Origin of the sequence: Streptomyces aureus (assembly GCF_001418135.1) — a bacterium.
Classification (GTDB): domain Bacteria; phylum Actinomycetota; class Actinomycetes; order Streptomycetales; family Streptomycetaceae; genus Streptomyces; species Streptomyces aureus_A.
Window position 1 is genome coordinate 1 of the sequence record NZ_LIPQ01000059.1, and the last position, 21,365, is coordinate 21,365.

Here is a 21,365-nt window from a genome sequence, read left to right on the forward strand (position 1 = left end):
AGGACGAAGAAGTCGTCGTCCTCGCCGACCTTCCGCTGACACCCAGCGGCAAGCTCGACCAGAACGCCCTGCCCGCCCCCGAGACCGCGCCCCGGGCCGCCGGCCGCGCGCCGCGCGACGACCGCGAGCGCGCCCTGTGCGCGATCTTCGACGCGGTCCTCGGCGTCCCCGGAACCGGCGTGGACGACGACTTCTTCGTCCTCGGCGGCGACAGCCTCAGCTCCATCGCCGTCGCCACGCGGGCGCGTGAGCGGGGCCTGACGCTCAGCCCCCGCGACGTGTTCGAGCACCGCACCCCCGCCGCCCTCGCCGCGGCCGCCGCCACCCACGGGGACGCCGAGGCGCCCCCGACCACCGACTCCACCGAGGTACCCGTGCACTCCGACGGCGTGACCGTCTCCGCCACCGACGCCGGGCAGGCAGCCGCCGCCCTCCAGGCCGTCCTCGCCCTCCAGCAGCAGTCCGGCGCCGCCGTCGACCCCGCACTGCGCGCCCTCCTCGACCAGCTGACCGCCGCCGCGCCGCCCACGGCACCCCCGGCCCCCGCGCCGCTCGCCGGACCGGAGCTCACCCCGGAGGAGACCGCCCGCGTCCACGCCGCCGCCGGGCTGCCCGTCGCGGACATCTGGCCGCTCTCCCCGCTCCAGGAGGGCATGTACTTCCACGCCACCTACGACGCGGGCGACGCGCTCGACGTCTACCAGTCCCAGGAGACCCTGGACCTCGACAGCCGGATCGACGCCGACCGGCTGCGCGCCGCCTGCCGCACCCTCCTCGACCGCAACACCGGCCTCCGCGCCGGATTCACCAGCGACGGCCTGCCCGGCCCCGTCCAGTTCATCGTGGACGGCGCCGAGATCCCGCTCGTCGAGGCCGACCTCTCCGGACTGCCCGCCGACGAGCAGCGGACCCGGACCGAGGAACTCCTCGCCGCCGACCGCAGGCAGCGCTTCGACCTCTCCGCCGCGCCCCTCTGCCGGCTCCTCCTCATCCGCCTCGGGGACGGCCGTGACAAGCTCGTCGTCACCCACCACCTCATCCTCTGGGACGGATGGTCCGCCTGGCTGTTCCTGGAGGAGCTGTTCACCCTGTACGAGCGGGCCGGTGACCCCACGGGCCTCCCGCTGCCCGGCTCGTACCGCGACCACCTCGCCTGGCTGGACGCCCAGGACACCTCGGCCGCCCTCGACGCCTGGCGCGGGGCCCTCGCCGGCTTCGACGAGCCGACCCTGCTCGCCCCGTCCGGGCGCGACACCGGCCCGGTCATCCCGGTGGACTTCGACGCCCTCCTCACCAAGGAGGCCGGCGACCGGCTCCGTACCGCTGCCCGCCGGCACGGACTCACCCTGAACACCGTCCTCAACGCCGCCTGGGCCCTGGTGCTCTCGGCCATGACGGGCCGCGCCGACGTCGCCTTCGGCACGGCCGTCGCCGGGCGCCCGGCGGACGTACCCGACGTGGCCGGCATCATCGGCATGTTCCTGAACACGATCCCCGCCCGGGTCGCCCTCAGCCCGGACGAGCCGCTGCTCGCCCTGCTGCGCCGCATGCAGTCCGAGCGCGCCGCCGTCATGCCGTACGAGTACGTGGGCCTGGGCACCCTCCAGCAGGAGTCCGGCCACCGCCGCCTCTTCGACACCCTCTTCGTCCTGCGCTCGGCCGACGGCGAGGACCGCGCCGCCGCCCTCCGCGAACGCCACGGCATCACCGACGTGTCGAACGTGGACGGCACCCACTTCCCGCTCACGCTGATCGTCACCCCGGGCACACGCCTGAAGGTCACCCTGGCCGCCCGCCCCGACCTCTTCGACGCGGACGCCGCCCGCACGATCCTCGCCCGGTTCACCACGATCCTCGACCGCCTCGCCGAGGCCCTCGCCGGACCCACCGCCGCGTCCGCGCGCACCGTCGGCGTGGACCTGCTCCTCCCGGCGGAGAGCGCCGCCCTGCGCACCGCCCGGGAGTCGGGCCGTGAACCGGTGCCGGACGAGACCGTCGCCGACATGCTCACCGCCCAGGTCGCCCGGACCCCCGACGCGGTCGCCCTGGTCTTCGGAGAGCGCGCCCTCACGTACGCCGAACTCGACGCGCAGGTCAACCGGCTCGCCCGGCTGCTGCTCGCCCGGGGCGCCGGGCCCGAGAAGGTCGTGGCGCTCGCGCTGCCCCGGTCCATCGAGATGGTCGCCGCGCTGTTCGCCGTCCTGCGGACCGGCGCCGCGTACCTGCCGCTCGACCTCGACCACCCCGCCGACCGGCTGCGGCTGATGGCCGAGGACACCGGGCCGCTCTGCCTGGTGTCCACCACCTCCGTCGCCCCGACGCTGCGGCGCGAGGACGGCCCCGTCGCCCTCGAAGTCCTCCTCGACGACGAGGCCGTGCTCAGCGAGCTCGCCGCGCTCTCCGGGGAGGGGATCACCGACGCCGAGCGTCCCGCGTTCGCCCACGGGGTGCCCGACCGCCTGGAGTTCCCGGCGTACGTCATCTACACCTCCGGGTCCACCGGCCGCCCCAAGGGCGTCGTCACCCCCTACCGGGGCCTGACGAACATGCAGCTCAACCACCAGAAGGAGATCTTCGACCCGGCCATCGCCTCCGCCGGAGGCCGGCGCCTGCGCATCGCGCACACCGTGTCCTTCGCCTTCGACATGTCGTGGGAGGAGCTGCTCTGGCTCGTCGAGGGCCACGAGGTGCACGTCTGCGACGAGGAACTCCGCCGCGACGCCGAAGCACTGGTCGCCTACTGCGACGAGCACCGCGTCGACGTCGTCAACGTGACGCCCACCTACGCCCAGCTCCTCATCGAGGAGGGTCTCCTCGACCAGGACGAGGCCGCGGGCAAGCACCGGCCCGCGCTCGTCCTCCTCGGCGGCGAGGCCGTCTCCGACACGGTGTGGACGCAGCTGCGCCGCACCGAGGGCACGTACGGGTACAACCTCTACGGTCCCACCGAGTACACGATCAACACCCTCGGCGGTTCCACCACCGAGAGCGCCACCCCGACCGTCGGCCGGCCCATCCGCAACACCCGCGCCCATGTCCTCGACACGATGCTGCGGCCCGTCCCGCCGGGCTGCCCCGGCGAGCTGTACATCGCCGGCACCGGCCTCGCCCGCGGCTACCACGACCGGGCCGCGCTGAACGCCGAGCGGTTCGTGGCCGACCCCTTCGGAGAGCCCGGCGAGCGCATGTACCGGACGGGCGACCTCGTCCGGCAGCGCCCCGACGGACTGCTCGACTTCCTCGGCCGCACCGACGACCAGGTCAAGATCCGCGGCTACCGCGTCGAACTCGGCGAGATCTCCACGGCCCTGTCCACCCACCCCGAGGTCGCCCACGCGGCCGTCGTCGTCCACGAGACCGCCGGCACCAAGCGCCTCGTCGGCTACTTCGTGCGGGAGGAAGGCACGGCCGTAGGGGAGGAAGGCACGGCCGTACGGGAGGACGCCACGGTCGTACGCGAGGACGCCACCCCCGGCGGCGAGGACGACGACACCCTCGTCAAGCAGCTCCGCGAGCACCTCAGGTCCCGCCTCCCCGACTACATGGTCCCGTCGGCCCTGGTCCCCGTCACCACCCTGCCGCTGACCGTCAACGGCAAGCTCGACGTCAAGGCCCTGCCCGCCCCCGACCTCACCGGCACGGGCAGCAGCCGCGCCCCGCGCACCCCGCAGGAGGAGACCCTGTGCGGGCTCTTCGCGGAAGTCCTCGGCCTGGCCGAGGGCGCCGTCGGCATCGACAGCGACTTCTTCGACCTCGGCGGACACTCGCTCCTCGCCACCCGGCTCGTCAGCCGGGCCCGTACCGCCCTCGACGCCGAGCTGGCGATCCGCGACCTGTTCGAGGCGCCGACCGTCGCCGAACTCGTCGAGCGGGCGGCCGCCTCGCGCGGCACCGCCCGCCCGGCCCTGGTCGCGGCCGAGCGCCCCGACGAACTGCCGCTCTCGCACGCCCAGCAGCGCCTGTGGGTCATCCAGCAGATCGAGTGCACCTCCGCCGCGTACAACTTCCCCCTGGTCATGCGGCTGCGCGGCACCTTCGACCGCGCGGCGTGGAGCGCCGCCCTGGCCGATGTGACCGACCGCCACGAGGCCCTGCGGACACTCTTCGCCGAGCGCGCGAGCGACGGCCAGGCGTACCAGCGGATCCTGCCCGCCGGTACGGCCGCCCCGGTCGTGGAACACCTGCGCGCCACCGAGGAGGAGGTGCCCGGCATCGTGGACGCCGCCGTGCGGCGGCCGTTCGACCTCGCCTCCGAGCTGCCGATCCGTGCCACGGTCGTGGAGGTGGCTCCCGACGAGCACGTCGTCGTCCTGCTGCTCCACCACATCACCACCGACGAGTGGTCCGACCGCCCCTTCCTCCGCGACCTGACCACCGCCTACACCGCCCGCCTCGCGGCCGCCGCGCCCGACTGGGAGCCGCTGCCCGTCCAGTACGCCGACTACGCCCTCTGGCAGCAGAAGCTCCTGGGCGACCCGGCCGACCCCGACAGCCTCGCCGCCCGGCAGCTGGAGCACTGGCGCACGGCCCTCGCCGGCGCCCCCGAGGAACTGGAACTCCCCACCGACCGGCCGCGGCCCGCCCGCCCGGCCTTCACCGGCGCCGAACTCGACATCACCTTCGACCGCACCGTCCACGAGGGCCTGCGGCAGCTCGCCCGCGACACCGGCGCCAGCATGTTCATGGTCGCGCACGCGGCCGTGGCCGCCCTGCTCCACCGGCTCGGCGCCGGCACCGACATCCCGATCGGCGCGCCCATCGCGGGCCGCGGCGACGAGGCCCTCGACGAGCTCGTCGGCTTCTTCGTCAACACCCTGGTGCTCCGGACCGACCTCGGCGGGGACCCGTCCTTCACCGAACTCCTCGGCCGGGTCCGGGAGACCGACCTCGCCGCGTTCTCCCACGCGGACGTGCCCTTCGAGTCGGTCGTGGAGAAGCTCAACCCGACCCGCTCCCTCTCCCGGAACCCGCTCTTCCAGGTGATGGTCGGCTACCACGCCCGTACGGACGAGGGCCTGCGGCTGCCGGGACTCGACGCCGGCTACCTGCCGCACCGGATCGGCACCGCCAAGTTCGACCTCGTGTTCAGCTTCACCGAGCACACCTCGGCCGACGGCGCCGCCGACTCCCTCGGCTGCCGCCTGGAGTTCGCCACCGAACTCTTCGACCAGGACACCGCCGAGCGCATCGGCGACCGCCTCGGCAGGCTGGTCGCGATCCTGGCCGCGGCCCCCGACCGGCCGCTGTCCGAGGCCGGGATCCTCACCGACGAGGAGAACCGCCTCGTCCTCGAAGGCTTCAACGGGCAGCCCCGCGAGGTCGAAGAGGAGACCCTGCCGGCGCTCTTCGCCCGGTGGGTGGCCGAGCGCCCCGACGCCGTCGCCGTCGTCGAGCGCTCCCGCTCGGTGACGTACGCGCGGCTCGACGCCCGCGCCAACCGGCTCGCCCGGCTGCTCGCCGCCCGCGGTGTCGGCGCCGAGAGCGTCGTCGGCGTGGCCGTCCCGCGCTCGGTCGACATGATCGCCACGGTCCTCGCCGCCCTGAAGCTCGGGGCCGCGTTCCTGCCGCTGGACCTCGTCCACCCCGGCGACCGCCTCAGCTACATGATCGAGAACTCCGGCGCCGCCGTCGTGGTCGGCACCGAGCCCGTCGCCGGGAAGATCCCCGGCGTCGACGGTGTCCCGGTGCTGCTGCTCGACGCCCCGGACGTGGCCGCCGAGCTCGACGCCCTGCCCGTAACCCCGCCGGCCGGCGGTCCGGCGGGCCTCGACCAGGCCGCGTACGTGATCTACACCTCCGGCTCCACCGGCCGTCCCAAGGGCGTCGTCGTCCCGCACGAGGGCATCGCCAGCCTGGTCGCCACCGCGGTCGACCGGATGGGCCTGGAACACGACAGCCGGGTCCTCCAGTTCGCCTCCATCGGCTTCGACGTCTTCGCGTTCGAACTGGCCATGGCCCTCTGTCACGGCGGACGGCTCGTCCTCATCACCGACGAGGCCCGGGTCGCCGGACCCGCCCTCACCGACTTCCTCGAAGACCAGCGGATCACCCATATGATCCTGCCGCCCTCGCTCGTCTCGGCCCTGCCGCCCGGCTGCCGACTGCCCGAGGGGTCCACCGTCCTGGTCGGCACCGAGACCGTGCCGCCGGACCTCTTCGAACGCTTCGGCGCCACCGCGAACCTGATCTGCGCGTACGGTCTCACCGAGGCGACCGTCAACTCCACCCTGTGGCCCGCCCGCGAGCACGGCGGCCGCGCCACCGGCCGGGTGCCCATCGGCCGCCCGGACCCCAACACCCGCTGCTACGTCCTCGACGAGCACCTCCGGCCCGTCCCGCCGGGTGTGATCGGCGAGCTGTACGTGGCCGGGCGCGGCCTCGCCCGGGGCTACCTCGGGCAGGCCGGGCTCAGCTCGGAACGGTTCGTCGCCGACCCGTACGGCGCCCCCGGCAGCCGTATGTACCGCACCGGCGACCGGGCACGCTGGCGCGCCGACGGCAACCTGGACTTCCTCGGCCGGGTCGACACCCAGGTCAAGATCCGCGGCTTCCGCATCGAACTGGGCGAGATCGAGGCCGCCCTCGCCGGACACCCGGCGGTCGCGCAGGCCGCCGTCCTGCCCGACCGCGACGGCGACATCGTCCGACTCGTCGGCTACGCCGTACCCGAACCGGGCGCGGCTCCCGCGCCCGACCCGCTGGAACTCCGCGCCCACGTCGCCGCGGTCCTGCCCGAGTACATGGTCCCCGCCCTCGTCGTCCCGCTCGACGGCCCGCTGCCGCTCACCCCGAACGGCAAGCTGGACCACAAGGCGCTGCCCGCCCCGGACTGGTCGGCGATGACCGGTGACGCCGCTCCCGCGACCGAGACGCAGGCGCGGATCGCGGAGCTGTTCTGCGAGATCCTCAAGCTGGACGCCGTCGGCGTGCACGACAGCTTCTTCGCCCTCGGCGGCCACTCCATGGCCTCCATGCGTCTCCTGGGCCGTATCCGCGCCGAGTTCGGCGTCGAACTGAGCATCCGCGACGTCTTCGACGCACTCACCGTCGCCGGCATCGCGGGCAAGCTGGAGGGCGCGAGCGCGGCACGTCCTGCCCTGCGCCCGACCGGGCCCGGCGCCGTCGACGGCACCGAACCGCCGGTGGCGCCCGTACAGCGGTGGCAGTGGCAGGCGTACCGGCGTGACCCCGGCTTTGACCACGCACTCGTCCTGCGCTCGCCCGGCGGCCTGGACGCCGACGCGCTCGCCGCGGCGCTCGCCGACGTCACCGCCCGCCACGAACCGCTCCGCACCGCCTTCGCCGACCGCGACGGAACCCTGGTCCGCCGGGCCGTCGAGGCGCCGGACCTGAGCGTGGAGCAGTGCGCGGACCTCGACGGACGGCTCACCGAACTGGCGGCCGCCGCACCGGACCTGGAACGCGAGGCCCCGCTGCGGGCCCGGCTCCTCACCGACGCCGACGGAGCCCAGGCGGTGCTGCTCACCCTGCACTACCTGGCCGTCGACGAATGGTCGGTGGTCCCGCTGTTCCGCGACCTCACCACCGCGTACGGGGCGCGGACGGCCGGGCGGGCGCCCGCATGGCAGCCGCTCCCCGTGAGTTACGGCGACTACGCCCGCTGGGCCGACGAGGTCCTCGGAGACCTGGCCGACCCCGACAGCCGGGGCGGCCGCCAACTGGCGTACTGGCGGCGGACGCTCGCCGACGCGCCACGCGAGCTGGCCCTGCCGGCGGATGCCCCGGCCTCCGTGCCCGCACAGCGGGGGAGCCGGGCCGCCGGAGTCGTGGAGTTCGTGCTCGACGAGCGGCTGCACGCTGACGTGGACCGGCTCGCGCAGGCCACCGGCACCAGCATGTTCATGGTGCTGCACGCGGCCCTCGCCGCCCTGCTCACCGGCCACGGGGCGGGCACCGACCTGCCCATCGGCACGATGGTCGCCGGGCGCGGCGACGACCAGCTCGCCGACCTCGTCGGCTGCTTCTTCAACACGGTCGTGCTGCGCACCGACACGGCGGGCGACCCCAGCTTCGCGGAACTCCTGACCCGCGTACGGGAGACCACGCTGAGTGCCCTCGACCGCCAGGACGTGCCCTTCGACGAGGTCGTCCGCACCGCCGGCCTGCGGCCGGAGGGCCCCCAGGTGATGGTGATCCACCATGAGCAGGCCGACCTGGAGCGCCTTGAGGGCGGCGTCGGCGACCTGGTCGCCGTGCCGACCGGATCCACCCGCGCGGAGCTGACCCTCAGCTTCTACGAGCCCCGCGGCGAAGGCCCCGTGCACTGCGGCCTGATCCACGCGACGGAGCGGCTCGGCGCGGAGAAGGCGCGGCGGCTCGCCGAGGAACTCCGGACCCTGCTGCGCACCGTGACGGACGCCTCCGAACAGCCCCTGTCCCAGCTGTTCGGCGTGACACACAAGAGGAGTGAGAACGCATGAGCACCAACCCGTTCGAGGACCCGCAGGGCCGCTTCCTGGTTCTGGTCAACGACGAGAACCAGCATTCGCTGTGGCCCTCCTTCGCCGAGGTCCCCGCCGGGTGGCGGACCGTCTTCGGCGAGGACACCCGTGAGGGGTGCCTGGCCTACGTGGAGAGCCACTGGACCGATCTGCGCCCGGCGAGCCTCATCGCCCTCCAGGACTGACCCGGCACCACCAGCCCTGACACCGGCCGCCGCCCGCGGGGGAACTTCCCTCGCGGGCGGCGGTGTCGCGTCGTGGCGGGTGCGGCGCGACACGACCGCCGAGGGCTGTCGTGTCGCACCCCAGCCGCCACGCCCTTCGAACGGCGGGGACCTGCCGAGGCGCGGGCAGCACGGAGGGGGCGGTACGACTCTCGTCGTACCGCCCCCTTCGGCGCGCCGCCGGCGGTCTCAGGCGACCGGTGACGCCTGGGTGTCAGGGTCCTGAGCCGGCCGCGGCACCTGCTCCCTGGACTCCTGCTCCCCGGGCTCCTGGCGGCTGGCCGACCACGCGGCCCACAGGTCGGCGTAGCGGCCGCCCGCCGCCACCAGTTCCTCGTGCGTGCCGGTCTCCACGACCCGGCCCTGGTCGAGGACGACCACCCGGTCGGCGGCCGCGGCCTGCGGCAGCCGGTGCGCGACGAGCAGCCCCGTGCGGCCCTCCAGGGCCCGGGCCGCCGCCTCCTCCAGGACGCGCGCGCCGGCGCTGCCCGCGTCGGCGGTGGCCTCGTCGAGGATCGCGATCGGCGGGTCCGCCAGGACCAGCCGGGCAAGGGCCAGGTGCTGCGCCTGCGTCACCGTCAGCCGGTGGCCGCCCTCCCCGACCACCGTGGCGAGGCCCTCGGGCAGCGCCTCGGCCCACTCCAGCGCGTCGACGCGGTCGAGCGCCGCGCGAAGCTCCTGGTCGTCGGCCCCGGGCCGGGCGAGGCGCAGGTCGTCGGCGAGCGTTCCGGCGAAGACGTGCACCTCCTGGCTGATGAGCGCCACCGAGCGGCGGACCCCGGCCGGGCCCAGCTCCCCGGTGTCGATTCCGCCGAGGGCGATCGAGCCCCCGGTGGGGCTGTGGACGCCGGCGACGAGCTTGGCCAGGGTGGTCTTTCCGGCGCCGCTCGCGCCCACCAGGGCCACCCGCTCCCCGCTCCGTACGCGCAGGTCGACCTCGTGCAGGACCGGCGCGCCGGAGCCGTACGCGTGGCTGAGCCCGGACACCTCGACCGAGCCGTCGGCGAGGGCGTGCGCCTCGCTCTCGGCCCGCTCCGCCGGGAGGTTCGACACGCCGACGAGGCGGGCGAAGCTCGCCCCCGCCGACTGGGCGTCGTCCAGGAGGTACAGGGTCGCGTTGATCGGGTTGAAGAGGCTGTGGAAGTACAGCGCGGCGGCCGTGGCCGTACCGATGCTGACCGAGCCGTTGTCGACCAGGACGAACCCGGTCGCGAGCATCGCGGCGAGACCGATGAACTCGCCGAGGTTGAGCCGGGAGAAGAACCCGGTGACGATGTGGATGCCCCGCAGGCCCAGGTCGCGGGCGGCCGCGGACCGCTTCTCCAGCAGGTCGGTGTGGGTGTCGTCGAGGCGGAACGCCCGTACGGTCCGGACGCCGCCGACGCTGTCCAGCAGCTGGTGCTGCAGGGCGCCGGTGGCGACGCGGTGCTCGCCGTACACGGGCGCGGCCCGGCGCGTGTACCAGCGCACCGAGAACACCTGGACCGGGGACGCGAGGAGCGCCGCGATCAGGAAGCGCCAGTCGAGGACGGCGAGTCCGGCGAAGGTGAGCAGGATCGTCAGGGCGGAGCGGCTGAACTCCGGCAGGGCCTGGCGCACCGACTTGCCGATCATCGACACGTCGCTGGTGACCCGGGAGACCAGGTCGCCCGAGCCGGCCGCCTCGACCCGGTCGAGCGGCAGCCGCAGCGCCCGCTCGATGAACTGCTCCCGCAGTGCCGCCAGGACGGTCTCGCCCAGCCGGGCCACGAGGGTGCTGCCGACGGCCGCGGCCGCGCCCCGCGCCACGGCGACGACGACGAGCAGGACCAGGGGGAGGGTGAGTGCGGCCGCGCCCTTCCTGTCGACCACGAGGTCCACGATGTGTCCGAGCAGCGGAGCGGTGAGCAGTCCGACGGCGGTGCCGGCGACGAGGACGACGAGAGCCACCACGGCGAGGAGCCGATGGCCGTGCAGCATGGTGCGGAGCGCCGCGACGGACTCGGCGCCGGTGGCGGTCGGCAGGAGCACGCGGTCCGGGCTGGTTCCGCTCATGGTCTGTTCCGTCTCCCTCGTCCGTCCCTCGTCCTGCTGCGGCCGGCTGTCGGTCCGCGTCTCGTCGGCGAGCGTCATGCGAGCACCGCCGCACGGTACGTCGCGTCGGCCGCGAGGAGTTCGGTGTGGCGGCCGGTCGCCTGCACGACGCCGTCCTCCAGGACGATCACGCGGTCGGTCACGGCGAGGAGAGCGGGGCTGGTCGTGACCAGGATCGTGGTGCGGTCGCGGCGGACCTCGCGCAGCCGGTCGGCGATGTGGGACTCGGTGACGGTGTCCACCGCGGTCGTCGGGTCGTGCAGCACGAGGACGGGCCGGTCGGCGGCGAGCGCGCGGGCGAGGGCGACCCGCTGGCGCTGGCCGCCGGAGAGCGAGCGGCCGCGTTCGGCGAGGAGGGTGTCCCCGCCGTCCGGGAGGAGCCGGGCGACGTCGTCGGCGGCCGAGGCCCTGAGGGCCCGCTCGACAGCCGAGGTGTCGTCGGCGGCCCCGGCCCGGACGTTGTCGAGCAGCGTGCTCTCGAACAGGTCGGCGTCGTGGTGGGCGACCAGGACGACCCGGCGCAGCGCGTCCGGGTCGAGCGAGGTCAGCGGCGCGCCGTCGAGCTCGACGGCGCCCTCGGAGGGGTCCGCCTCGCGGGCCAGGCAGACGAGGAGGTCGTTGGCGGCGGCGGCGTCCCGGGCGACGATCCCGGTCAGGCTGCCGGCCGGGAGTTCGAGGTCGACGCCGCGGAGCGCGCCGAGCGTCACCCCGCGCAGGGCGACATGTCCGGCCGCTCCGTCGGCGGGCACGTCGTGTCCGGTTCGGACGGCCTCGGGCGAGGCCAGTACCTCGGCGATCCGCTTGGCCGAGGCGCGGCCCTGGGCGAGTTCGGCGTTCACGTAGCCGAGGAGCTGGAACGGGCCGAGGAGGAACTGTGCGAGACCGACGGCGGCGACCAGGTCGCCGACGCTGATGCTGCCGTCCATGGCGAGGTACGCGCCGACCACGCCGATGACGGCGATGAAGACGCCGGTCAGGGCGAGGACGGCGCCCTCGTGTCCGGCCCGGCTGCGCGCGGCGCGCAGGGCGGCGGACAACGAGTCCTGGCTCGTGGTGCGGTAGCGGGCCACGGCCGCCGACTCGGCGCCCATGCCCTTGAGGACGCGGAGTCCGGAGACGAGGTCGGCGGCGACGCCCGAGGCGTGGGCGGCCCGCTCCTGCTCGGCCTCGCTGCGCTGTTCGAGCGGCCGGCTGATGCGGTGCCCGAGCCACAGCAGCGGCGGGATGCCGAGGAGGACGAGCAGACCGAGGGGGACGGAGATCCTGAGGAGCGCGACGGCGCTGATCACGAGGGCGGCGACCGCCGACACCCCGTACGCGATGACGGTGGCCACCGAGCCCACGCGGCGGGCGTCGTTGGTGGCGATGCTGGTCAGCGCGCCGGGGAGACGGTTCGCGTCGGCGCCGCCCCGGGGGTCGAGCACCCGGGCGGCCAGATCGAGCCGGAGCCGGTGCGCGGCGAGTTCGCCGCTGCCCTCGGTGATCCGGGCGCTGGTGCGGTAGCAGGTCGACAGCACGAGGAAGAGCACCGCGAGGACGACGAGCAGGCGCCACAGCGCCTCGGAGGATCCGGTCGCGACCGCCGTGTCGATGGTGGCGCCGATGACCACCGGCACCAGGGCCTCGCAGCCCTGGTGGGTCATACCGAGCAGAGACGCCGTGATCACTCGGCGGCGTTGTCCTCTGATCGCCTGGCGGAGGACAAGTCCCCCCGTCGGTCCGCCCGTTGGCATGAGACTCCTTCACGGAGGTAGGTGGTTGGTTAGGTAAGCCTACTCTGAGTTCGGCCGGGGTTCGGGTGGTCGTGGGGAGGTCCGGCGGACCCCCTGGCCGGGGCGTGGCGTCGCGGGGCGGACCGGAGTTCGACGACAGGGTCTGGGCGTCGGGCGGGTCCTGTTCGGCGCGTTGACCGCAAGACCCGGTTCGGTTAGCCTCGCCTAAGTTGTGAGCCTCGGTCTCGTGCCGCCAGGTTCCCGCCGCACATCTGTACCGCCGCCAGGGGGAGTTGTCGTTGTCCGTCGAATCCCGGGTGGTGCGGGGACAGCAGCCCCAGGGGCGACCCGCGGAGGAGACCACAGGTCCCGGCGCGCCCCGGTCGGGCCGCACCGGGGCCGCGTTACGGGGACTGGGCCTGGTCGTCGGCCTCGCCTCCCTCGTCCTCGTCGGACTCCTCAGCGTCTGGGTGGGCACCCGGGGCATCCCCTTCACCGCCACCTGGGACGCCCTGTGGAACCCCGACGGGTCGGAGACGTCGGTCATCATCCACGACTACCGCATCCCCCGTACCCTCCTCGGCATCCTGGTGGGCCTCGCCCTCGGCCTGGCCGGCGCCCTGATGCAAGCCCTGACACGCAATCCGCTCGCCGACCCCGGCATGCTCGGCGTCAACCTCGGCGCCTCCGCCGGCGTCGTCGTGGCCATCGCCTTCTTCGGCATCGCGGCCCCGCTGGGCTACGTGTGGTTCGCCCTCGCCGGCGCCGCCGCCGCGTCGGTCGGCGTCCATCTGCTCGGCTCCTCCGGCCGGAAACTCGCCTCCCCCGAGCGGCTCGTCGTCGCCGGCGCCGCCGTGACCGCCGTGCTGTACGCCTTCAACTGGGCCGTCCTGCTGCTCAACCCCCGGGCCTTCGACCAGTTCCGCTTCTGGACCGTCGGCTCCCTCGCGGGCCGCTACCACGACATCGTCGCGATGGCCCTGCCCTTCATCGGCACCGGCCTCGTCCTCGCTCTCGTCCTCGCCCCCTCGCTCAACGCCCTGGCCATGGGCGACCAGATGGGCCGGGCCCTCGGCGTGAACGTCGGCCGGACCCGTGCCCTGGGCGCCGTCGCCGTGATGCTCCTGTGCGGGGCCGCCACCGCCGCCGCCGGACCGATCGGCTTCGTGGGTCTCGCCGTACCGCACATCGCCCGGTTCGTCGTCGGCCCCGACCAGCGGTGGGTGTTCGCGTACTCGATGCTGATCGCCCCCGTCCTGCTCCTGGGCTCGGACGTCCTCGGCCGGGTGCTCGGCGCCCCCGGCGAGCTCCAGGTCGGCATCGTCACCGCGTTCATCGGCGCCCCCCTGTTCATCGCCCTGTGCCGCCGCCGAAAGCTGGTCATGCTGTGACTGCCGTACGGGAGGCGAAGGCCTCCGCGCCCGACCCGACGCCCCGCGAGGGGCCCGGCGGGGCGACCGCGCCGGACCTGCCCCCTGTCATCACCGGCCGGGTCCTCCGCACCCGTTCCGGGAGCGTCTCCCTGCGCGTCCAGGGCCGTACCGTCGCCGCCACCGCGGCCCTCCTCGTCGCCCTCCTCGTCGTCGCCGGCATCACCCTGTCCACCGGTGACTTCGACCTGTCCCTCGGCGAGGTCGTCCAGGCGCTGACCGGAAACGGGACCGGGCTCGCCGACTTCGTCGTCAACACCCTCCGCATGCCACGTCTCGTGACCGCGCTGTGCGTCGGCGCGGCCCTCGCCGTCAGCGGCGCCATCCTGCAGAGCATCACGGGCAACCCCCTGGGCAGCCCCGACATCATCGGCTTCACCAACGGCTCCGCCGTCGGCGCGCTCGTCGTCATCGTCATGCTGCACGGCAGCATGACCGAGATCGCGCTCGGCGCCCTCGTCGGCGGCCTCGCCACCGCACTCGCCGTCCATCTCCTCATGATCGGCCGGGGCATCCAGGGCTTCCGCCTCGTCGTCGTCGGCATCGGCGTCAGCGCCCTGCTCCTCGCCGTCAACTCGTACCTGATCACCCGTGCCACCTTCCAGGAAGCCCTGGAGGCGCAGTCCTGGCTGATCGGCAGCCTGGGCAACCGGCTCTGGATCCACGCCCAGGCCATCGGCATCGCCGTCGCCGTACTCCTGCCCCTGGCCTTCTTCCTCTCCCGCCGCCTCTCCATGGTCGAGATGGGCGACACCACCGCCATGGCCCTCGGCGTCAACGTCACCCGCACCCGCACCGTCCTGCTCGTGATCAGCGTCGCCCTGGCCGCGTTCGCCACCGCCGTGACCGGACCCATCTGGTTCGTCGCCCTGGCCGCGCCCCAGGTGGCCCGCAAGATCACCGGCTCGTCCGGGACCGCCCTGCTGCCGTCCGCCCTCATGGGCGCCGTCATGCTCGCCCTGAGCGACCTCGCCGTGCAGCGTGTCTTCGCCCCCGCGCTCCTCCCGGTGGGCACGGCGACCGGCTGTGTCGGCGGGCTCTACCTCATCTGGCTACTGGTCACCGAGTCGCGAAAGAGCCGCGCATGACAGCAACGAACCGTCCGGCCTCCCGCCTGCGCGCCGAGAACCTGACCCTCTCCTACGACCAGCGGACGGTGGCCAGCGACCTCGACGTCGAGATCCCCGACCGTTCCTTCACGGTCGTCATCGGACCCAACGCCTGCGGCAAGTCCACCCTGCTCACCGCCCTCGCCCGGATGCTCAAGCCGCGCGCCGGACAGGTCTACCTGGACGGCGCCGCCATCGCCTCGTACCGCTCCCGCGAGGTCGCCCGCCGGCTCGGACTGCTTCCGCAGTCCTCCACCGCGCCCGGCGGCATCACGGTGGGCGACCTGGTGGCCCGAGGCCGCTACCCCCACCAGGGCCTCCTGAAGCAGTGGTCCGCCGACGACGAGGCGGCCGTGGTCGAGGCGATGCGGCAGACCGGCGTGCTCGAACTCGCCGACCGCCCCGTCGACGACCTGTCCGGCGGCCAGCGCCAGCGCGTCTGGCTCTCGATGGTCCTGGCCCAGCAGACCGAGATCCTGCTCCTCGACGAGCCGACCACCTTCCTCGACATCGCCCACCAGGTCGAGGTCCTCGACCTGTGCGCCGAACTGCACGCCCGCCGCGGCCACACGATCGTGGCCGTCCTGCACGACCTCAACCAGGCCTGCCGGTACGCCACCCACCTCATCGTGATGCGCCCGGGCGGCGTCGTCGCGGCCGAGGGCGACCCGTCGACCGTCATGACCGCGGAGCTGGTCGAGGACGTCTTCGGCCTGCCCTGCCGGATCATCCCCGACCCCGAGACCGGCACACCGCTCATGGTGCCCGCCGCACCCAAGGGGTACGCCCCGGCCGGGAGGACGCGCACGACCGACGCAGACGCACACACAGACGCGGACGCGGACGCGGACGCAGACGCGGACGGGAAGGCGAGCGGGAGCGGGCCGGCCACGGCCGGCACCGCGATGGCCAAGACCTCCTGACGGCGACAACCACAGCGACAGCGACAACGACAGCCACAGCGACCGGGAACGGACTGCCCATGCTCTGTACGAGGCTGACGAACGCGCGCGTTCTCACCATGGACCCGGACCACCCCGTCGCCCACGACCTCGGCATCTGGCGGGGCCGGATCGTGGGCCTCGACGAGGCCGTGACCTCGCTCCCCGCCCGCGAGGTCGTCGACCTCCAGGGCGCCACCGTGCTGCCCGGCTTCATCGACAGCCACGTCCACCTGGCATGGGCGGGACTGAAGGCCGACACCCCGAGCATCGCCCCCTGCGAGCGGATCGAGGACGTCCTCGCCGTCATCGCGGAGGCCGCCTCCCGGCAGGCCGGGCCCGGTGCCTGGGTCGACATCGCCGGCTACGACCAGCGGGCCCTGGGACGCCATCTCACCGCCGCCGAGATCGACCGGGTCGGCCAGGGCCGCAAGATCTTCCTCATGCACGACTCCGGGCACGCCTGCGTCGTCAACAGCGCCGTCCTCGACCTCCTTCCGGCCGACGTGCCGCACCAGGACGGCTTCCTCGCCGAGAGCGCCATGACCGCCGTACGGCGACTCCGGCTGCCGTACTCCCAGGAGGAACTCGCCGACGCCATCGAGCGGGCCGGCCGCACCTGCCTCGCCGAGGGAATCACCGCCTGTGCCGAGGCCGGCATCGGAGGCGGCCTCCTCGGGCACAGCCCCGTCGAACTCGGCGCGTACCAACTCCTCAGGGACCAGGGCCGACTGCCCCTCCGTGTCCAGCTCATGGCCGCCGGCGACACCCTCCGCCCGCGCGCCGCCCACCGGAACGACGGCATCCCGCGCGCCCTCGACCTCGGCCTGCGCACCGGCTTCGGCGACGACTGGCTCTCCCTCGGAGCCCTCAAGATCTACACCGACGGCGGCATGATGGCCCGTACGGCGGCCCTCACAGAACCGTACGAGGGCATGTCGCACACCGGACAGTTCCAGGACGAGCCCGAGCGGATCGCGGACCTCATCGTCGACGGCCACCTCGCCGGCTGGCAGCTCGCCGTCCACGCCATCGGCGACCGCGCCGCCGACCTCGCCCTGGACGCCCTGGAACGCGCGCAGCAGCTCCGGCCCCGCCCGGCCGCCCGGCACCGCGTGGAACACGCCGGCCTGATCCGCCCGGACCAGCTGCCGCGCTTCGCCCGGCTCGGCGTCAGCGCCGTGGTCCAGCCCAACTTCCTCCGCTACTTCGGCGACGACTACGCGGACGTCATGGGGGAGCGGCGGGCGCCCTGGATGTACCGGGGCCGCGGCTTCCTCGATCACGGCGTCACCCTCGTCGGCAGCTCCGACCGGCCGGTCACGGACGGCTCACCGCTCCGCGCCGTCCAGTTCATGGTCGAGCGCGCCTCCACCTCCGGCAGGGCGATCGGCCCGGACGAGGCCATCACCGTCGACGAGGCCCTGCACGCCTACACGGTGGCCGGCGCGTACGCCTGCCACTGGGACGACAGCGCGGGCAGCCTCACACCCGGCAAGCGCGCCGACCTGGTGGTCCTCGGGGACGATCCCCGGGCCGTCGAGACCTCGCGGATCGGGGACATCGAGGTCGTGGCGACGTACGTCGACGGGCGGACCGAGCCGGGAAAGGGATGACTCCCGAACCGGCCGGCCGACGAGGGTGAACCCGTCGGCCGGACGGTGAGGGTGAAATGGTCGGCGGACCGGTGGGGACAGGACGCCGCCGACGGCTCAGCGCGGGTCCAGGATCCCCGGCAGTGCCTCCACCAGCTCCTCGATCTGACGTGCCGACACGGTCAGCGCGGGAGCCAGGCGTACGGTCCCGGGGCCGGCGGCGTTGACGAGGAACCCGGCCTCCTGCGCCGCCTCCTGGACCCGGACGGCGACCGGCTCGGTCAGGACGACGCCGAGCAGCAGCCCCGCGCCCCGGACCTCGGCCACCAGGGGGTGCTTCAGCGCCTCCACTCCCGTCCGCAGCAGCTCACCCATCCGTACGGTGTGCTCCAGGAGGCCCTCCGTCGCGATGGTCTCCAGGACGGCCGAACCCGCCGCGCAGGCCACCGGGTTGCCACCGAAGGTCGATCCGTGCTGCCCGGGGCCCAAGAGCTCGCCGGCCGCGCCGAACGCCACCGTGGCACCGATCGGAAGACCGCCGCCCAGTCCCTTGGCCAGCGTCACCACGTCCGGGTCCACTCCCGGCTCGGCCTGGTGCGCGAACCAGTGACCGGTTCTGCCGATCCCGGTCTGCACCTCGTCGAGGACGAGCAGGCTCCCCGCGGCGCGGGTGATCGCCCGGGCGGCCCGCAGATACCCGTCGGGCGCGGGGATCACGCCCGCCTCGCCCTGCACGGGTTCGACGAAGACCGCCGCGGTGTCGTCCGAGACCGCCGCGCGCAGCGCGTCGACGTCGCCGAACGGTACAAGCGTCACGTCCCCCGGCAGCGGCAGGAACGGCTCGCGCTTCGCCTGCTGGCCCGTGACCGCCAGGGCGCCCATGGTGCGACCGTGAAAGCCGCCCTCCATCGCGACGACCCGCGGGCGCCCGGTCCGCCGGGCGGCCTTGAAGGCCGCCTCGACGGCCTCCGCGCCGGAGTTGCAGAAGAAGACCCGGCCGCCCGGCCTGCCGAGCAGCCCGAGGAGCCGTTCCGCGAGCGCCACCGGGTGCTCGGCGACGAACAGGTTCGAGACGTGACCGAGCCGTGCGACCTGGTCGGTGACGGCCGCGACCACGGCGGGGTGGGCGTGCCCGAGGGTGTTGACCGCGATCCCGCCGGTGAAGTCCGTGTACGCACGGCCGGTCTCGTCCCAGACGGTGCAGCCCTCGCCACGCACCAGGGCCAACGGGGGAGTGCCGTAGTTGTTCATCATCACGGCACGCCAGCGGTGCCTGAGGGGAACGGCGACGGTCATGCGGGGGCCTCCTCCTCGTGCGGCGCGACGTCCGGCGCGGCACCCCGCGTGGTGTCCGGCGCCTCGTCGGGCAGGACCGTGGTGCCGGGGTTCTCCTCCGTGAGGACACCCCGGAGGACGGCGTGCGGCGTACGCCCGTCGAGGACGTGCACCCGTCCGACTCCCGACCGCACAGCCCGCAGACAACCCTCCATCTTCGGCAGCATCCCGCCCGCGAGCCCGGGGAGCAGTGTCTCCAGCTCTCCGGCCGTCAGCCGGGGGATCACCTCGGTGCTCCGCGGCCAGTCCGCGTACAGGCCGGGGACGTCGGTGAGCATCACGAGCCGGTCGGCGCCGAGCGCGACGGCGAGTGCCGAGGCCGCGAGGTCGGCGTTCACGTTGTAGATCTGCCCGTCCGCACCGCGCGCGACGGGGGACACGACCGGGATACGGCCGCCGGAGAGGAGGTTCCGTACGGTGCCCGGGGCGACGTCCACGATGTCGCCGACGAGACCTATGTCGACGGGCCTGCCGTCCACCCAGGCCGGGCGGCGCACCGCGGTCAGGGTGTGGGCGTCCTCGCCCGACATGCCGACGGCGAAGGGCCCGTGGGCGTTGATGGCACCGACCAGGTCCCGCTGGACCTGCCCGGTGAGCACCATGCGGACGACGTCCATGGCCTCCGGCGTGGTCACCCGCATGCCAGCCTCGAACCGGACCTCCAGGGCGAGGCGGTCGAGCATCGAGCTGATCTGGGGACCACCGCCGTGCACCACGACCGGGTGCAGGCCCGCCTGCCACAGCTCGACGACGTCCTGGGCGAACGACCGCCGGAGCGCCGGGTCCTCCAGGGTGCTGCCACCGCACTTGACGACGACGGTCCGGCCCTGGAGCTCCTCGGACCACGGGACGTCCGTGGCCGGGAGGTCCACGGCGCCCGCGTTCCCCGCGGCGCTCACACTCCCCGCGGTGGCGCGCACGTGCCGCACGGCGTCCACGTTGCGCACGGCAGGCTGCTCGCCCAGCGTCCTCATCCTCGTACTCCCTCGGCTCATGAGCTGTAGGCGCTGTTCTCGTGCACGTACTCCGCCGTCAGGTCGTTGGTCCAGATCTCCGCGGACGCCTCTCCGGCGTGCAGGTCGACCGTGATCGTGATCCGGCGGCCGGACATGTCGGCCTTCTCCCGGGGTTCCCCGGCCGCGCCGTCCCGGCAGACCCACACCCCGTTGATGGCCACGTCCAGGCGGTCGGGGTCGAACTCCGCGTCGGTGGTGCCGATCGCCGAGAGCACCCGGCCCCAGTTCGGGTCCTCGCCGTGCAGGGCGCACTTGAGGAGGTTGTTCCGGGCGATCGAGCGGCCCACGGTCACGGCGTCGTCCTCGGACGCGGCGCGGACGACCGCCACCTCGATCTCCTTCGACGCGCCTTCGGCGTCCGCGACGAGCTGGCGGGCGAGGTCGAGGCAGACGGCGTGCACCGCCTCGGCGAGGTCCCCTTCCTCCGGGGCCACGCCGGAGGCGCCCGAGGCCAGCAGCAGCACGGTGTCGTTGGTGGACATGCAGCCGTCGGAGTCGACCCGGTCGAAGGTGGTCCGTACGGCCGCACGCAGCGCGGAGTCGAGCGACGGATCGGCCGCCACGGCGTCGGTGGTGAGGACCACGAGCATGGTAGCGAGACCGGGCGCGAGCATGCCCGCGCCCTTCGCCATCCCGCCGACCGTCCAGCCGGAGCGGGTGACGACCGCGGTCTTGTGCACGGAGTCCGTGGTCTTGATCGCGACGGCCGCGTCCTCGCCGCCGTCGGAGGCGAGCCGTTCCGCCGCGAGGGCGATCCCGGCCGTGATCCGGTCCATGGGCAGCGGGACACCGATGAGCCCGGTGGAGCAGACGGCCACGTCCTCCGGGGTGACGCCGACGGAGAGGGCCGTGTGCTCGGCCATGGTCCGGGCGTCGTCGGCGCCGGCCGTGCCGGTGCACGCGTTGGCGCCGCCGGAGTTCAGGACGACCGCGGAGACCCGGCCGTCGGCGAGTGCCCGCCGTGACCAGCGGACCGGTGCGGCCTGCACGCGGTTGGAGGTGAAGACTCCCGCGGCGGCCGGTGCGGGGCCCAGGTTCACCACCAGGGCGAGATCGGGATCGCCGGACGCCTTGATGCCGGCGGCCACCCCGCTGGCGAGGAATCCTCGGGCGGCGGTCACGGTCACGGAGCCACTCCATTCATGGGCAGGCCGAGCCCTTCGGGCAGGCCGAGGGCGATGTTCATGCTCTGCACCGCGCCACCGGCGGTGCCCTTCGTCAGGTTGTCGATCGCGCTCACGCAGACGAGGCGGCGGGCGGCGGGATCGAGCGCCACCTGCACCTGCACCGTGTTGGATCCGAGCACCGAGGCCGTGGACGGCCACTGGCCCCGCGGTAGCAGCCGGACGAACGGTTCGGTCGCGTACGCGGCCTCGAAGACCTCACGGACCTCGTCGAGCCCCCGGTCGGCGGCCACGTCGGGGCGCAGCCGGGCGGAGCAGGTGGCGAGGATGCCGCGGGGCATCGG

At 74.0% G+C, this 21,365-nt stretch carries 12 protein-coding genes; 6 read left to right on the top strand and 6 right to left on the bottom strand.

Features of this window, described 5'->3' with window-relative positions:
* On the top strand, positions 1-8,441 hold an 8,441-nt coding region (locus AOK00_RS06545; protein ID WP_159041690.1), incomplete at its 5' end, for a non-ribosomal peptide synthetase.
* The gene (locus tag AOK00_RS06550) at positions 8,438-8,647 is read left to right on the top strand and encodes an MbtH family protein (protein ID WP_055599362.1); all 210 of its coding nucleotides are present in this window, start codon (positions 8,438-8,440) and stop codon (positions 8,645-8,647) included. The genes AOK00_RS06545 and AOK00_RS06550, both read left to right, overlap by 4 nt.
* A gap of 228 nt (positions 8,648-8,875) precedes the next feature.
* Here the strand turns inward: AOK00_RS06550 and AOK00_RS06555 are convergent, their stop codons facing one another.
* Together AOK00_RS06555 and AOK00_RS06560 are read right to left on the bottom strand one after the other, a co-directional pair.
* The gene (locus AOK00_RS06555) at positions 8,876-10,720 is read right to left on the bottom strand and encodes an ABC transporter ATP-binding protein (RefSeq protein ID WP_055599368.1); all 1,845 of its coding nucleotides are present in this window, start codon (positions 10,718-10,720) and stop codon (positions 8,876-8,878) included.
* Between the two features lie 74 nt (positions 10,721-10,794).
* Positions 10,795-12,492 carry an ABC transporter ATP-binding protein gene (locus AOK00_RS06560; protein WP_079041864.1) on the bottom strand — a complete coding sequence of 566 codons (1,698 nt, stop codon included), beginning with the start codon at positions 12,490-12,492 and terminating at the stop codon, positions 10,795-10,797.
* A 272-nt stretch (positions 12,493-12,764) separates the two neighbouring features.
* Between AOK00_RS06560 and AOK00_RS06565 the strand changes: the two genes are divergently transcribed.
* From AOK00_RS06565 to AOK00_RS06580, 4 genes are read left to right on the top strand one after another with little or no spacing between them, the layout of a single operon-like run.
* Positions 12,765-13,862 (top strand): FecCD family ABC transporter permease, encoded by a 1,098-nt coding sequence (locus tag AOK00_RS06565; protein WP_254047260.1) that lies wholly within the window; start codon positions 12,765-12,767, stop codon positions 13,860-13,862.
* A complete protein-coding gene (locus AOK00_RS06570; protein WP_055599363.1) occupies positions 13,859-14,989 on the top strand; it encodes a FecCD family ABC transporter permease in 1,131 nt (376 codons plus the stop codon). Before AOK00_RS06565 ends, AOK00_RS06570 begins: the two co-directional genes overlap by 4 nt.
* Positions 14,986-15,933 (top strand): ABC transporter ATP-binding protein, encoded by a 948-nt coding sequence (locus tag AOK00_RS06575; RefSeq protein WP_079041865.1) that lies wholly within the window; start codon positions 14,986-14,988, stop codon positions 15,931-15,933. The genes AOK00_RS06570 and AOK00_RS06575 overlap by 4 nt, the downstream gene beginning before the upstream one ends.
* Before the next feature lie 59 nt (positions 15,934-15,992).
* Positions 15,993-17,567, top strand: a complete 1,575-nt coding sequence (locus AOK00_RS06580; RefSeq protein ID WP_055599364.1) for an amidohydrolase — start codon at positions 15,993-15,995, stop codon at positions 17,565-17,567.
* 96 nt (positions 17,568-17,663) lie between these two features.
* Here the strand turns inward: AOK00_RS06580 and AOK00_RS06585 are convergent, their stop codons facing one another.
* The 4 genes from AOK00_RS06585 to AOK00_RS06600 form a co-directional block, all read right to left on the bottom strand.
* Positions 17,664-18,842 carry an acetylornithine transaminase gene (locus AOK00_RS06585; RefSeq protein WP_055599365.1) on the bottom strand — a complete coding sequence of 393 codons (1,179 nt, stop codon included), beginning with the start codon at positions 18,840-18,842 and terminating at the stop codon, positions 17,664-17,666.
* A complete protein-coding gene (argB, locus tag AOK00_RS06590) occupies positions 18,839-19,855 on the bottom strand; it encodes an acetylglutamate kinase (protein ID WP_254047261.1) in 1,017 nt (338 codons plus the stop codon). The genes AOK00_RS06585 and argB overlap by 4 nt, the downstream gene beginning before the upstream one ends.
* Positions 19,856-19,872: 17 nt before the next feature.
* The gene (gene argJ / locus AOK00_RS06595) at positions 19,873-21,024 is read right to left on the bottom strand and encodes a bifunctional glutamate N-acetyltransferase/amino-acid acetyltransferase ArgJ (protein ID WP_055599366.1); all 1,152 of its coding nucleotides are present in this window, start codon (positions 21,022-21,024) and stop codon (positions 19,873-19,875) included.
* Positions 21,021-21,365: Asd/ArgC dimerization domain-containing protein (locus tag AOK00_RS06600; RefSeq protein ID WP_254047262.1), on the bottom strand; the 345-nt coding region annotated here is incomplete at its 5' end. The genes AOK00_RS06600 and argJ, both read right to left, overlap by 4 nt.

Excerpts from the sequence above, each read along its gene's own strand:
- AOK00_RS06560 (WP_079041864.1), bottom strand. The coding sequence starts at position 12,492 with ATGCCAACGGGCGGACCGACGGGGGGACTTGTCCTCCGCCAGGCGATC.
- AOK00_RS06580 (WP_055599364.1), top strand. The coding sequence starts at position 15,993 with ATGCTCTGTACGAGGCTGACGAACGCGCGCGTTCTCACCATGGACCCG.
- AOK00_RS06550 (WP_055599362.1), top strand. The coding sequence starts at position 8,438 with ATGAGCACCAACCCGTTCGAGGACCCGCAGGGCCGCTTCCTGGTTCTG.
- AOK00_RS06575 (WP_079041865.1), top strand. The coding sequence starts at position 14,986 with ATGACAGCAACGAACCGTCCGGCCTCCCGCCTGCGCGCCGAGAACCTG.
- AOK00_RS06555 (WP_055599368.1), bottom strand. The coding sequence starts at position 10,720 with ATGAGCGGAACCAGCCCGGACCGCGTGCTCCTGCCGACCGCCACCGGC.
- argB (WP_254047261.1), bottom strand. The coding sequence starts at position 19,855 with ATGAGGACGCTGGGCGAGCAGCCTGCCGTGCGCAACGTGGACGCCGTG.
- AOK00_RS06585 (WP_055599365.1), bottom strand. The coding sequence starts at position 18,842 with ATGACCGTCGCCGTTCCCCTCAGGCACCGCTGGCGTGCCGTGATGATG.